Below are 13,270 nucleotides of genomic sequence, written 5' to 3' on the forward strand. Positions count from 1 at the left end.
CAAAAAGCAGTTGCTTTCAAATTAAAAGAATAATGTTGAATGGCAAACTGCTTTTTTATTTTGGTAAACCCTGCTTTACAATTATTTCAGCCCGTTGGCAAGCATGTAATAGATTTCATTCCAGCGCAGCTCTTTTTTGAACTCATCAACTTTTGTGTTTTTGTTGATAACAACAAATTCAACATCGGCATACTCGGCAAAAGTCTCGATGTATTCCGGTGTCAGGGCCAGGGTGAAAGTGGAGTGGTGTGTTCCGCCGGCGTAAATCCATGCCGCTGCTCCGTCTGCCAGGTTGGGGTGCGTTTTCCAAAATGCTGACGAAACGGGTAATTTGGGCATTTTTTCAAGTGGTTCAATCACGTCGAGCGTGTTTACAATAAAGCGGAAACGGTTGCCCATATCTATTAATGTAACATTCATGGCATCTCCAGTGGTGCTTTCAAAAACCAAACGTGCCGGGGCATCTTTGCCGCCAATTCCCAGCGGATGAACTTCAAGGCGTGGTTTTTGGGCTGCAATCGACGGGCAGATTTCCAGCATGTGAGCGCCCAATACGGCTTCATTTTGCGGATCCATGTGGTAGGTGTAATCTTCCATAAACGAGCTGCCGCCTTCCATTCCGGCCGACATCGTTTTCACAATCCGCAGCATGGCAGCCTGTTTCCAGTCGCCTTCGGCACCAAACCCGTAACCCGCAGCCATCAACCGCTGCGATGCCAGTCCCGGCAGCTGGTCGAGCCCGGTCAGGTTTTCGAAGTTGGTAGTAAAGGCTTTGAAATTTCCTTCTTCCATAAAACGTTTCAGGGCAATTTCGTAACGTGCCTGAACCCGGACATTTTCGTGGTATTCATTTCCGGGTTTGCAGTTTTCTGCCACATCGTATAGCTTTTCATATTCTTTGTAAAGCTCATCAACCTCGGCATCGGTTACTTTTTCCACTTGTGCCACCAAATCCCCGGGGCCGTAGGCCGAAATTTGCCAGCCAAACTTAATTTGGGCTTCCACTTTATCGCCTTCAGTAACGGCTACTTCGCGCATGTTGTCGCCAAAGCGGGCCACTTTCAGTCCCTGCGAATCGGCCCAGCCAATGGCCGTGCGGCACCAAACGGCAATCTGATCCTGTACTTTTTCATCCAGCCAGTGACCAACCACCACTTTGCGGTTTTTGCGCATCCGCGAATTGATAAAACCATACTCGCGGTCGCCGTGCGCACTTTGGTGCAGGTTCATATAATCCATGTCGATTTCGCTCCAGGGCAAATCGCGGTTGAACTGGGTATGCAAATGCATGTAGGGTTTGCTCAACGCTTTCAATCCGCCAATCCACATTTTGGCCGGCGAAAAAGTGTGCATCCAGGTTATAACACCAATGCAATTGGGGTTGGAACTTGCCTGTACACAAATGTCCAGAATTTCGTCGGGTGTTTTAACCACTGGTTTAAATACAATATTTACCGGTAATTTTCCGGAAGCATTCAAACCCTTTACAATTTCTGCCGAATCGGCATCTACCTGTTTTAATGTTTCTTCGCCGTATAAATGCTGGCTGCCTGTAACAAACCAGATTTCGAACTGATTAAAATATATCATGTTTTATTGTTTAAAAATATTGAAGCTAAATGTAAAAAAACTTCTTTAAAAGTAAAAATTACACTTATAAAAATTATTAATTATTGGACTTTTGGGTTTTGAGCAGATGATCGGCAGTTTCTCTGATCAGCTGCCATGTTTCCTTCACATGTTTTTTTTCGGTATGGGTTTGCCCAATGCTCATGCGCAACACAACCCGGTCGTTCAGTTTGGTGTGTGTGAAAAACGCTTTGCCGGTGTCGTTTACCGCGTTCATTAATTTCATATTGAAATCATCATCTGATTTATGCCGGAAACAAACCAAATTGAGCGGTGGTTCCACAACGATTTCAAAATCATCCGATTCTCTAACCCAGTTGGCAAAATTCTGAGCCATTTCCACATGTTTCCGGATGTGGTATTGCAATCCTTCTGCGCCGTAGTGCCGGATAACAAACCATAGCTTGAGCGAGCGGAATCGCCGGCCAAGCTGCACGTGCCAGTCGCGGTAATCGAATACTGCACCCGTTTCGGTGGCTTTGTTTTTCAGGTATTCAGGCAAAATGGAAAAGGTATTGATGAGTTCGTTGCGGTTGGCTACCCAAAACACGTCGCAGTCGAAATTGGTAAACATCCATTTGTGCGGGTTGAAACAGTAGCTGTCGGCCAGTTCCACGCCATCCTTCAGGTACCTGAATTCGGGGCAGGCCATTGCAGTTCCGGCCATAGCGGCATCAACATGCAGCCAGCAATTTTCCGCCCGGCAAATTTCACCGATTTTCCGCACAGGATCAATGGCGGTGGAGGAGGTGGTTCCGATTGTTGCGCACACGAAAAAGGGCAGGAGCCCGTTTTTTTTGTCTTCCTGAATTTGCTGCTGAAGCAATTCGGGACGCATGGCAAATTGGTCGTCCACGTCAATCATTCGCAGGTTTTCGCTGCCAATTCCGGCCATTTTAATGGCTTTCTCGAGCGATGAATGGGTTTGCGACGAAACATAAGCCACCAGTTTTTGCCGTACACCGGTTTTGTTGGATTCGTATTTCGTAGCGCGTTCTCGGGCAGCAATCACTGCGGTAAGTGCCGAAGTGGAGGCGGTGTCCTGGATAACTCCGCCGCCGGTGGAAGTAGATTTAAATTTTTCAGGCATGTCCATCATTTCGGCCAGCCAGTCGAGTACACGGGTTTCCAGTTCGGTAGCTGCCGGGCTGGTGGCCCAAATCATTCCCTGAACGCCCAGTCCTGAAGAAACCAAATCACCCAAAATAGAGGGAAACGAAGTGTTGGACGGAAAATAAGCATAAAAATTGGGCGACTGCCAATGGGTAATTCCCGGCATAATCTTCTCATCCAGGTCGTGCATAATTTGGCTGAAAGGTTCGCCTTTTTGTGGTGGATGTTCGGGTAATGAGACTTTAATTTCCCCCGGCTCAACCTGCGACAAAACCGGGTATTTTTCAATGTTCTCGTAGTAATCGGCAATCCAGTCGATAATTTTTTTCCCTTCTTCTCTGAATTGTTGTGGGGTAAGGTGATAATTCTTCATTTTAATATTTTTTTGATAATCAATTTTTTTGAATTTTGGCCAGACCTGGGGAGGTTTTTTCGTTCTATAATCAATATCTTACTTCAAAACTGCTGAAATTTTCCAATTCGGGCATTGGGGTTTTCGAGAGGTTTTTTACCCGTGCCATGGACGGGCCCATGCGCAGATAATCAATAAAAGTTTCAATAGCTGTTTCATCCCCCTGTGCCATAGCCACAACGCTTCCCTGCGGCGTGTTTTTCACCCAGCCTTTTATGTTTAGCTCGTCTGCTTTCTTTTGAACAAAATAGCGAAATCCTACACCTTGCACTCGTCCGCTGATTTCAATTTTGTATTGTACCACTACTATTTTTTTTATTAGTGAATTAAAATTACAAAAATCGCAGGGAATAAAAGGATATCCATAAAAAATTCAGTTCACTGCTCAACATTTTGCGATAAAAAGCAGTTTATTTTTTTAGAAAGGTTTTAAATAAAAGTGTATTTTTGCAAACCAAAAGAAGGAGAGTAATATGGAAATTTTAAAAATAATTTTGCTTGCAATAGCACTGGTTTCAATTGCGTTGCTGGGGCTTTCCACACAGATTTTACTAAAAAAAGGGGGCAAGTTTCCGAATACCCATGTGGGGGGTAACAAATACCTGAAAAAACAAGGCATTCATTGTTACCAAACCCAGGATAAAATCGAACAGAAAAATGCCAGGGAAGAGGTAGATTTCAAAGATGTTAAAATAATAAAAGTTAAATGAATCCCGATAGCGTAGCGTATCGGGATAAATGAGATGAATACTTCAATCTCACATCGTTATAAGAAGATTCTGAATTTGATATCCCTGCAACTTTGTTGCAATAAAGCTCATTTCACCAGGTACTCCTGAAAACTATCCGACATGTAAACCTGGTTTTTCCCATCCGCGCCTGCATAAATAAAATAAACCTTAATTTCGGGATGCTGTGTTGCAATTTCAATGCTTTTGTCAAGGCCTAACACCATGAAAGCAGTGGCAAAGGCATCGGCGGTCATGCAGTTGTCGGCTAAAACGGTGGTGCTTAAAAGACTGTGTTGTACCGGGTAACCGGTTTTGGGATCGATGGTGTGGGCATACCTTTTCCCGTCTTCCTCGTAAAAATTGCGGTAGTTCCCCGAGGTGGCCAGCGCGTTTTCGGGCAGTTGCACTTTCGCCTGCAAATCGTTGGAAGCAAAAAAAGATGTTTCATCGGGCTTACTGATACCAATGGTCCACACGCGTCCTTTTTCGTTTTTACCTTTTGCCACCACTTCGCCGCCAATTTCCACCATGTAGTTTTCGCAGCCTTTCTCTTTCAGAAATTCACCCAGCAAATCGCAGGTGAAGCCTTTGGCAATGGCGCTCATATCGAGTTTCATGTTGGGATTTTCCTTTTCAATTCGGCCGTTTTCAAGTTTTAGTTTCTTGTAACCGGTAATTGCTTTCAGGCTGTCCACAATTTCCTGCGTCATTTTTTTCTTGTCCTCCGGCCCAAAACCCCACGCATTAACCATTGGTCCGGCAGTAATGTCAAATGCCCCGTTGGTAATTTCCGAAATTTCCATCGATCGGTTATAGCATTCCAGAAACAACGGTTCGGGTTTAATCCGCTCATTGTTGTTGATTCTGGAAATGGTGGAAGTGGGTTCGTAAGTGGAAAAGATTTGATTGTATTCGTTTAATTTTTTTGTGATATCTTCCTGAAAATCTTTTCCATTGGGACTTTCATAAACAATGTGATACATCGTTCCATACACAAATCCCTGGTTGTAAATGTATTTTGAAGGCACTTCGCTGCAGGAACTGAAAACTACAGCAAGGCTGAAAAATAAAAGCAATTTTAATTTCATCTTACAAGATATTGACTTGAAGGCGAAATTAAGAAAATGAATTTAAACATTGCTCATTCGGCCTTAATATCATAAGCCATTAAAGCAGTTGTATGTCTGATATATAAAATACCGTTGTGAATGACCGGGTGTGCCCAGAATGGCCCGTTGGCGCCCTGTTCAATTTTAAATGAACTTATCAGGTCGAATTTTTCGGGTGTAGCGTTCAGCAAACCCACGTTTCCTCTTTTTTCGTCGTAAATATAGAGTTTTCCTTCAGCAGCAATAATTGAACCTTTGCAATTCCAGTGTTCTTCCCACATTTTTTCGCCGGTTTCCCAGTTGATGCAGCACCAGTTGCCGTTGGCATTGTTCAGCCAGTTGGCACCGTAAATATACCCGTCAACAAGTACAACACCGCCGTGGTGCACATCGAGCACATCATCTGTCCATACAATTTTGGCACTTTCTCCGTTGTCCGCAATCTTTACCTGGTAACCTCCGATGTCATAACCACCGGTGACGTAAACTTTACCGTCTTTAAACAGCGGGGTGACGCAAAGTATATTGTCGCGTCCCCCACGTGGATTTATATGGGCCACTTTCCACAAAATATCACCATTGGAAACATCCACAGCGTACACATGGTCAAGCGACACATTGATGAGCATCTTTTTGCCGGCGTATTCCCTGAGAATTGGCGAAACATATCCCGGTTTGTCGCCCAGACTTTCCGATTTCCAGATAATATCACCGGTACTTTTATTCAAGGCAATCGTGTTGGTTTCCGGACCGCCGGGGGAGAAATAGATTTTATCGCCGTCAACAACAAGCGATTCTGCAATTCCCCAGTTTCCATAGGTTCCCTGGTTATCTTCGCTCGCTTTGTACGACCAGATGATTTCGCCTGAATTTCCATCGAAACAGGCTAAATCGCCCATGCCACTGCAGGTATATACCCGGTTCCCTTCCACGGTGGGAGTGGCGCGGCTGTCAGGATAAGAACCATCCCAGGCCCGGCCCATCACTTTTTGCCATAGAATATTTCCGTTCATGTCAAGTGCATATAAGATATCATTGTCATCGATGGTCCCCGTGATGTAGATTTTTTTGTTGCCAAACGAGGGCGAAGAATTTCCTTTGGCAAGTTCCAGGGTTTCCCATGCCAATTCAGGCCCGTTTTCAGGCCATTGCTTCAAAAGACCGGTTTCCGCCGAAACTCCTGTGCGGTTTTCGGGTCGCCAGCTAAATGTTTCCTGGGCATAGGTATAAATACCTGTAAATATGAAAATAATCAGTATAACGGATAGTGTGATTCGTTTTTGCATGGTTTTATTTTTTTAAGTTTTTAATCAGGCCTAAAAGATAAGAAATTTGCCGGAAAATTTCCTGCTTCATTCAAATTGATCATAATTTCAAAAAGATGAATTAATATGTATTAAAAAGATAACCATCTCTTCAGCCCCGATTGATTATTCGAAATCTTTGGGATAATTTTCAAAAGTTCATATCCATTGCACTATTTTTTTTAAATTTGTTGCTATGGTATAGCACAAGAGCTATTAAACAAAAAAGTGAATTTAAAAAATTTACTAATATTTATAAACTTATACCTATGAGACGAAACGGTACAACGGGTTTACTTTTAGGGATATTCATGATTGGCATGTTTTCTTGTCAGCAAAAAACAAATAACAAATTGCCGTCCGGCGATTTTACAAAAAACTGGGAAGTATTTTCATCTGAAGGCATTCAGGCAGATGGAAAAACCATTTCAACTTCATCGTATAATGTTAAAAAAGGATATATTGTTGAAATACCGGCTACTGTTATGGCGGCGCTGGTGAGAAATGAGGTTTACAAAGATCTGTTTTACGGCGATAACCTCAAAAAGATACCCGATGAACCATTCCAGGTTCCCTGGTGGTACAGAAAAACATTTGAAATTGACGCTGATTACGACGAATCATATTACAACCTTTCGTTTGAAGGATTGAACTACAAAGCCAACATCTGGTTAAACGGCAGTTTAATCGCATCGTCCGATACCATCGAAGGTTGTTTTCGTATGTTCGATCTGGATATTACCCAATACCTCCATTCGGGAGAAAATACCCTGGCCGTGGAAGTCATTCCACCCAAAAAAGGAGATTTGACCATCGGATTTGTGGATTGGAACCCCTGGCCGCCAGATAATAACATGGGAGTTTGGCGACCTGTACATTTGATAAAAACTGGTGCTGTGGCTGTTAATAACGTTTTTGTAAAACCGTGGCTGAATACCGAAACCCTTTCGGAAGCCAGTCTTACCATCTCGGCAGAACTCGTTAACCATTCCGGCAAAGCTGTTTCCGGACAAGTGGAAGCCAGTATCGAAGGAATTACTGTAAATCAGAATTTTAGCCTGGCTCCCAAAGAGAGCAAAGAAATTATCTTTAGACCATCGGATTACGCAGACTTAAACCTGGAAAATCCGAAAATATGGTGGCCCAATAATCTGGGAGATCCCCATCTTTACAGTATGGACATAGTCGCTAAACAGGGAAACCATGTAACGGATAAAAAGCCGGTGCGTTTCGGAATTCGTGACGTGGCCGATTATGTGAATGAAAACGGGCACCGGGGATTTATTATAAACGGAAAAAAAATTCTCATCAAAGGTGCCGGATGGGTCGATGATTTATTCCTTGACGATTCGGACCAAAAAGTGGAAGACCAGATGCGCTATGTGCAGCACATGAACCTCAACACCATTCGCCTTGAAGGATTCTGGGGAAATAATCAGAAAATATATGATTGTGCCGATGAATATGGAATACTTATTATGATTGGCTGGAGTTGCCAATGGGAATGGGAAGGTTATTCCGGAAGGCCGGAAGATGAATATATGGCCATCAGGACTCCCCAGGAAATCAGTCAGCATGCCAGGGCTTACATGGATCAGGTAGATTGGCTCAGGAATCATCCGAGTGTATTTTTGTGGGTTTATGGAAGTGACAAGCTGCTGGTACCCGAATTGGAAACAAAACTGAATGAAATGTTGACTACCAATGATGGAACCCGGCCTATTCTGAACAGTTGTGGTTCTGCTGTGAGTGAAATTACCGGCAAAAGCGGGGTTAAAATGAATGGTCCTTATTCTTATGTAACCCCCAATTACTGGTATGTAGATAAAAGAAATGGCGGCGCTTTCGGCTTCAATACCGAAACAGGGCCAGGTATCCAGCCATCGCCGGTAGAAAGCATTAAAAGAATGATTCCTCCCGGACATTTGTGGCCTGTTGACAGCATGTGGATGTACCATCTCGGAAGAAACGAATTTCAGAATTTCAACCATTGGATGAAGCCTTTCAATGAAAGATATGGTGCAGCGGATAACGTGGAAACCTTTGCATTTAAAGCCCAAATGGCGAATTACGAAGCTATGAGACCGATGTTTGAAGCTTTTGAAGTTAATCGTCCAAATGCAACAGGTGTTATTCAGTGGATGCTTAACTCGGCATGGCCCGGAATGCTGTGGCAATTGTACGACTGGTACCTGATGCCCAACGGTGCTTTTTATGGTGCAAAAAATGGCTGCCGTCCTTTGAATATCGTATATAATTACGAAGACAAAAACATTTATTTATCGAATGACCATCTTCAGAAATTTGACGATTTAACAGCTGAGATACATGTTTATAATACCTCCGGAGTTGAAGTATTTTCAAAATCATTACAGACAGCTATCGGTGAAAATCAAGCAGCCAAAATTTTCGATATGCCGGAACTCAAAAATCTTTCCAAAACATACTTTCTCGATCTCCGACTGAAAAATGCACAAAATGAATCGGTAGCTGTGAATTTCTACTGGCTTTCAACAAAAGATGATGTGCTTGACTACAAAAACTCCAGTTGGTTTGTCACTCCCAATTCTTCTTATGCCGATTTGACCGGAATTAACGAACTCAAAGAAATTGAAATTGATGTGGACCATGAGTTTGTGTCAATAGAGGATACGCTTCAGGTAAAAGTAACACTCAACAATCCATCTGATCAACTGGCATTTTTCATTGAACTTTCATTAAAAAATAAAGAAACGGGAATGTCAGTGCTTCCTGTGTTTTGGGAAGATAATTATGTGTCGCTTTTGCCGGGTGAAAAGAGAGAGATAACCGGTTATGTGTTTAAAAAAGACATTGGAACAAGCGAACCTTTGCTGAGTTTTAAAGGGTGGAATACAAAACAACAATAATTTATTGAATCAGGCATTTAATAGTAGCATATAGGATGCTGATAATTAAATGCCTGATTCATAAAACTCACTCAGCCACTTTAACACAATACATATTTGCCTGGTCGCGAATCAGCAGTTTTCCTTTTGAAAGTGCAATAGGTGCCCAGTTTTGGGTTGAACCTCCAACTCTGGCTTCAATTCCTTCGGCTCCCTGTTGGGGTTCACCAAGCAATTCGGTTGATGCCAGTGGTTTAAATCCAGCCGGGTCGGGCTCAATCAGGTAAAGTTTTTTGGCGCCATCGGTAGCCAGAATTAGTCCGTCAGCATAAATCATGCTTCCTTTGTTGAAATCGGGATCGCGTTTGGTTTTCCACATAATCTCGCCGTCCATGCTCATGCAGTTCAAACCGTCGCGCCGGTTGTTGGTGCCGTATTGCGCGTAAAAATGGCCGTCGATTAACAGCGGCGGCTTCGGGAGACTGCGACAATACCACAAGCAAATCGCCGTAAACAAGCGGACACTGGGAAATGGCCCATATCGGAAAGTTTCCGCGGCCACCAAATCCGCCTCCTGAGTCACCGGAAGGTTCATTGCCGGGGTCGCCGCCAAAATCGGTCCAGATGTTTGCATTCCAAACTGGTTGGTGCGTATTGATGTCGAAGCAGTACAAATCGCCAAAAACTCCGCACGAATAAACATGGTTGCCGTCAACCAACGGCACGCTGCGTGAGCCTGGAAACATCACCGAGCCGGGAGCTTCGTATTCAAACTTCCAGAGTTCTTCGCCGGTATTCAAATCAAAACAGCGCATGATGTCACTTGTTTCCTTCTCACGGTCGAGCAGGTAAACTTTGCCGTCTTTAATTACGGGGCCACCATAACCGATTCCCAGAGGGACCGTCCAAAGCACTTCGGGGCCGCTATTGGGCCAGGAGCGCAGAATACCGGTTTCGGGCGATTTGCTGTCTCTTTCAGGGCCAAGAAACTGTGCCCAGTCCTGGGCGCAAAGGCTACTTGTCAGAATCGTTGCCAAAAACAGCGGAAGTAAGATTTTTTTCGGTTTCATAATGTTGAAGTTTTTAGTTTTATTGCCAATACTGATTCATTTAGGTTTTATTAGCAGTCATTTTTGTTGATCTCCTGTTCATTTTTCTATAAAATTCCGGATTAATTCAGCCGCCTGAATTCTTTGGGCGACATACCAACCCGCTGTTTAAAGAGCCGCGTGAAATGCTGCGGATATTTGAATCCCAATTCATACGCAATTTCGTTCACGCTTTTACCGGTATTGAATGTTTTGGTTTTTGCCAGGTCTATTATTTTGTCCTGGATGTATTCCTTTGCCGATTTGCCGGTTTCCTTCTTTATCAAATCGCCAAAATAGTTGGCCGACAAATGCAGCTCATCAGCAAAAAAAGCAACCGATGGAAGGCCATACGTTTGCGGTTTTTCCGAAGAAAAATAGCCGTTTAGTTGTTCCTCGAATTTTTCAAGAATTCCCTGGTTTACATTGTCGCGGGTAATAAACTGGCGGTCGTAAAACCGGTCGCAATAATTCAGAAACAGCTCAATATTTGAGGCGATGAGCTTTTTGCTGTGCTTATCTACACCCTGCTGCAATTCAAATTTTATTTTCGAAAAACTGTCAAGAACTATCTGTCTTTCGCGTTCCGAAACGTGCAATGCTTCATTGGTGTTATAGCTGAAAAAATTATAGCCATTCATTAAACTGGCAAGCGGAGTCCCATGTATCAGGTCGGGATGAAACACCAGTGCAAGTCCCTTGGGTTGATATACTTTTCCGTCGTTTTCTATTTCCAGAATCTGCCCGGGTGCCACAAAAACCAGCGTACCTTCTTGGTAATCGTAGTAATTACGTCCGTATTTCAAATCGCCGCATTTTACATCTTTCAAAAAAATGCAATAGAAGCCAAAGTAAAGTTTTACCTTTTTTTCTCCGCCCCACGATCTCGGATTCGCTTTTGAAAAATTGATGACACTTACCAAAGGGTGCAGTGTTTCGTGATTATTCAGGGCATTGTATTCATTTACAGTATCGAATCTATGTATTCCTTCCATGACGCTGTTATTTTTCTGATACAAATTTAGACATTTCTGCAAGCTGTAAACTTTTTATGAGCCAATTCAGTAAAAATGGTATGATAAACAGTAATTTGTATACCAATTTGTTGTATTTGTTATCAGACCTTTGTATAATAAAATTGTATTTGGTTCAATTAGCATATTAAAAGAAGTACATTATATGAATTCACGAAAATTAGGCAATCAGGGATTTGAAGTATCGGAATTGGGATTCGGATGCATGGGACTCAACTTTGGTTATGGAACTGTAACGGATAAAAAAGAAGCGATAAAACTTATCCGGAAAGCGCATGAAATGGGAGCGACACTTTTTGATACAGCAGAAGTTTATGGCCCCTTTACCAACGAAGAAGTGGTTGGTGAAGCGTTGGCACCCATTCGTAATGAAGTGGCAATCGCCACTAAATTCGGGTTCAATATTCAAGACGGGGAAATGGTCGGGTTAAACAGCAGACCGGAGCAGATACGAAAAGCAGTTGAAGGTTCTTTAAAGCGGTTGGGAGTTGAAACCATTGACCTGCTCTATCAACACCGTGTTGACCCCGAAGTACCCATTGAAGATGTTGCCGGAACGGTAAAAGAATTGATTGAGGAAGGTAGAGTAAAATACTTTGGCCTTTCGGAGGCTGGTGTTCAAAACATCCGGCGTGCTCATGCAGTACAGCCGGTTACTGCTCTTCAAAGCGAATACTCGTTGTGGTGGCGCGAACCGGAGGAAGAAATTATTCCAATACTCGAAGAATTGGGCATCGGACTGGTGCCTTTTAGTCCGCTTGGCAAGGGATTTTTAACCGGGAAAATTGATGAGAACACCACCTTTGACAGCAATGATTTCAGGAGCACTGTTCCGAGGTTGTCGCCGGAAAACATAAAAGCCAACCTGGTTTTTGTTGACTTTGTTAAGAAAATAGCCTCACGAAAAAATGCCACTCCTGCGCAAATTGCCCTTGCCTGGTTAATGGCTCAGAAACCCTGGATTGTTTCTATTCCCGGCACAACAAAAATCCATCGGTTAGAGGAGAATATTGATTCGGTTTTGGTTGAGTTTACAAAAGAAGAACTGCAGGAAATCGAAAACGAAGCTTCTAAAATAAGAGCTCACGGCGACAGATATTCCGAAGGTTCAGCAAAAATGATAGACAGATGAATATTTTAAGAACAAAAACATCGAACAACATTCTATTCTGTGGTTTTACTTTTCTACTGCTGGTACTAATTTCCTGTAATCAAAAGGAAAGTAGCGAAGACCACAATTTAATCGTTATTCAGGAACAGGGCAGTTTTGCCGTAGGTGGAACAGTAATTACTAATTCCGGTAAATTCGATCCGTATAATCAAACGCCGGAAGGGCAAACATTTCATGGCGACCATGCTTATGTTTTTTACCAGATTCCGGTAAACGCCCGCCAGTACCCCCTTGTGATGTGGCATGGTTTCGGACAGTTTTCCAAAACGTGGGAAACCACACCCGACGGACGCGAAGGATTTCAAAACATATTTTTGCGCCGGCGCTATCCGGTTTATGTAGTTGACCAGCCACGAAGAGGAAATGCCGGCCGGAGCACAGTTTCAGTCCAAATAGAACCAACTCCCGACGAACAGGGATGGTTCGGCACGTTTCGTCTCGGCATCTGGCCCGACTATTTTGAGGGAGTGCAGTTCGCGCAAGACCCGGAAACACTCAATCAGTACTTCCGGCAGATGACACCCGACATCGGGCCAATCGATATTGAATTGAATGCAGAAGCTGTTTCGGCACTGTTCGATAAAATTGGCGAAGGCGTTTTGGTTACGCATTCTCATTCAGGAGGGATGGGCTGGCTTACTGCCATCAAAAATCAAAATATAAAAGCCATTGTTTCGTACGAACCGGGTAGCGGCTTTTTGTTTCCCGAAGGAGAAGTACCCGACCCAAAACCCAGCTCCGGCGGCACGCTGGAAGCAGTTGGCGTTCCGATGGATGAGTTTATGCAACTGACCAAAATTCCCATTGTGATT

12 protein-coding genes are annotated in these 13,270 nt (G+C 43.4%); 4 read left to right on the top strand and 8 right to left on the bottom strand.

Annotation, left to right across the window (positions count from 1 at the left end):
- Window positions 1-81: 81 nt before the first annotated feature.
- From araA to ACTCNA_RS03870, 3 genes are all read right to left on the bottom strand, one after another.
- On the bottom strand, window positions 82-1,590 hold the full coding sequence (araA, locus tag ACTCNA_RS03860; RefSeq protein ID WP_462946577.1) for an L-arabinose isomerase: 1,509 nt from the start codon (window positions 1,588-1,590) through the stop codon (window positions 82-84).
- A gap of 76 nt (window positions 1,591-1,666) precedes the next feature.
- Window positions 1,667-3,115, bottom strand: a complete 1,449-nt coding sequence (locus tag ACTCNA_RS03865) for a pyridoxal-dependent decarboxylase (RefSeq protein WP_462946578.1) — start codon at window positions 3,113-3,115, stop codon at window positions 1,667-1,669.
- 70 nt (window positions 3,116-3,185) lie between these two features.
- On the bottom strand, window positions 3,186-3,458 hold the full coding sequence (locus tag ACTCNA_RS03870) for an acylphosphatase (RefSeq protein ID WP_462946579.1): 273 nt from the start codon (window positions 3,456-3,458) through the stop codon (window positions 3,186-3,188).
- Between the two features lie 169 nt (window positions 3,459-3,627).
- On the opposite strand from ACTCNA_RS03870, the gene ACTCNA_RS03875 reads away from it, so the two are divergent.
- The gene (locus tag ACTCNA_RS03875; protein WP_462946580.1) at window positions 3,628-3,864 is read left to right on the top strand and encodes a hypothetical protein; all 237 of its coding nucleotides are present in this window, start codon (window positions 3,628-3,630) and stop codon (window positions 3,862-3,864) included.
- 107 nt (window positions 3,865-3,971) lie between these two features.
- Here the strand turns inward: ACTCNA_RS03875 and ACTCNA_RS03880 are convergent, their stop codons facing one another.
- Together ACTCNA_RS03880 and ACTCNA_RS03885 are read right to left on the bottom strand one after the other, a co-directional pair.
- Window positions 3,972-4,973, bottom strand: a complete 1,002-nt coding sequence (locus ACTCNA_RS03880) for an FAD:protein FMN transferase (RefSeq protein WP_462946581.1) — start codon at window positions 4,971-4,973, stop codon at window positions 3,972-3,974.
- A gap of 53 nt (window positions 4,974-5,026) precedes the next feature.
- Entirely contained in the window at window positions 5,027-6,280 is a 1,254-nt protein-coding gene (locus ACTCNA_RS03885; RefSeq protein WP_462946582.1) for a PQQ-binding-like beta-propeller repeat protein, read from the bottom strand.
- A 287-nt stretch (window positions 6,281-6,567) separates the two neighbouring features.
- Here ACTCNA_RS03885 and ACTCNA_RS03890 point away from each other — a divergent pair, with 287 nt between their 5' ends.
- Window positions 6,568-9,186: a glycoside hydrolase family 2 protein gene (locus tag ACTCNA_RS03890; protein WP_462946583.1), complete on the top strand. Its 2,619-nt coding sequence runs from the start codon at window positions 6,568-6,570 to the stop codon at window positions 9,184-9,186.
- Window positions 9,187-9,253: 67 nt separating this feature from the next.
- On the opposite strand, the gene ACTCNA_RS03895 is transcribed toward ACTCNA_RS03890, so the two are convergent.
- The 3 genes from ACTCNA_RS03895 to ACTCNA_RS03905 all read right to left on the bottom strand — a co-directional run bounded on the left by ACTCNA_RS03895 (window position 9,254) and on the right by ACTCNA_RS03905 (window position 11,248).
- A complete protein-coding gene (locus ACTCNA_RS03895) occupies window positions 9,254-9,559 on the bottom strand; it encodes a hypothetical protein (RefSeq protein WP_462946584.1) in 306 nt (101 codons plus the stop codon).
- Entirely contained in the window at window positions 9,489-10,235 is a 747-nt protein-coding gene (locus ACTCNA_RS03900) for an outer membrane protein assembly factor BamB family protein (RefSeq protein WP_462946585.1), read from the bottom strand. The genes ACTCNA_RS03895 and ACTCNA_RS03900 overlap by 71 nt, the downstream gene beginning before the upstream one ends.
- Window positions 10,236-10,336: 101 nt before the next feature.
- Window positions 10,337-11,248, bottom strand: coding sequence for a helix-turn-helix domain-containing protein (locus tag ACTCNA_RS03905; protein WP_462946586.1), 912 nt, complete (start codon window positions 11,246-11,248; stop codon window positions 10,337-10,339).
- Between the two features lie 184 nt (window positions 11,249-11,432).
- On the opposite strand from ACTCNA_RS03905, the gene ACTCNA_RS03910 reads away from it, so the two are divergent.
- Together ACTCNA_RS03910 and ACTCNA_RS03915 are read left to right on the top strand one after the other, a co-directional pair.
- Entirely contained in the window at window positions 11,433-12,419 is a 987-nt protein-coding gene (locus tag ACTCNA_RS03910; RefSeq protein WP_462946587.1) for an aldo/keto reductase, read from the top strand.
- Window positions 12,416-13,270 (top strand): alpha/beta hydrolase (locus tag ACTCNA_RS03915; RefSeq protein ID WP_462946588.1); only part of this gene is annotated, 855 nt, incomplete at its 3' end. The genes ACTCNA_RS03910 and ACTCNA_RS03915, both read left to right, overlap by 4 nt.

Source organism: Tangfeifania sp. (assembly GCF_055108615.1).

Excerpts from the sequence above, each read along its gene's own strand:
- ACTCNA_RS03895 (WP_462946584.1), bottom strand. The coding sequence starts at position 9,559 with ATGGACGGCGAGATTATGTGGAAAACCAAACGCGATCCCGATTTCAAC.
- ACTCNA_RS03910 (WP_462946587.1), top strand. The coding sequence starts at position 11,433 with ATGAATTCACGAAAATTAGGCAATCAGGGATTTGAAGTATCGGAATTG.
- araA (WP_462946577.1), bottom strand. The coding sequence starts at position 1,590 with ATGATATATTTTAATCAGTTCGAAATCTGGTTTGTTACAGGCAGCCAG.
- ACTCNA_RS03905 (WP_462946586.1), bottom strand. The coding sequence starts at position 11,248 with ATGGAAGGAATACATAGATTCGATACTGTAAATGAATACAATGCCCTG.
- ACTCNA_RS03865 (WP_462946578.1), bottom strand. The coding sequence starts at position 3,115 with ATGAAGAATTATCACCTTACCCCACAACAATTCAGAGAAGAAGGGAAA.
- ACTCNA_RS03875 (WP_462946580.1), top strand. The coding sequence starts at position 3,628 with ATGGAAATTTTAAAAATAATTTTGCTTGCAATAGCACTGGTTTCAATT.
- ACTCNA_RS03880 (WP_462946581.1), bottom strand. The coding sequence starts at position 4,973 with ATGAAATTAAAATTGCTTTTATTTTTCAGCCTTGCTGTAGTTTTCAGT.
- ACTCNA_RS03900 (WP_462946585.1), bottom strand. The coding sequence starts at position 10,235 with ATGAAACCGAAAAAAATCTTACTTCCGCTGTTTTTGGCAACGATTCTG.
- ACTCNA_RS03890 (WP_462946583.1), top strand. The coding sequence starts at position 6,568 with ATGAGACGAAACGGTACAACGGGTTTACTTTTAGGGATATTCATGATT.
- ACTCNA_RS03885 (WP_462946582.1), bottom strand. The coding sequence starts at position 6,280 with ATGCAAAAACGAATCACACTATCCGTTATACTGATTATTTTCATATTT.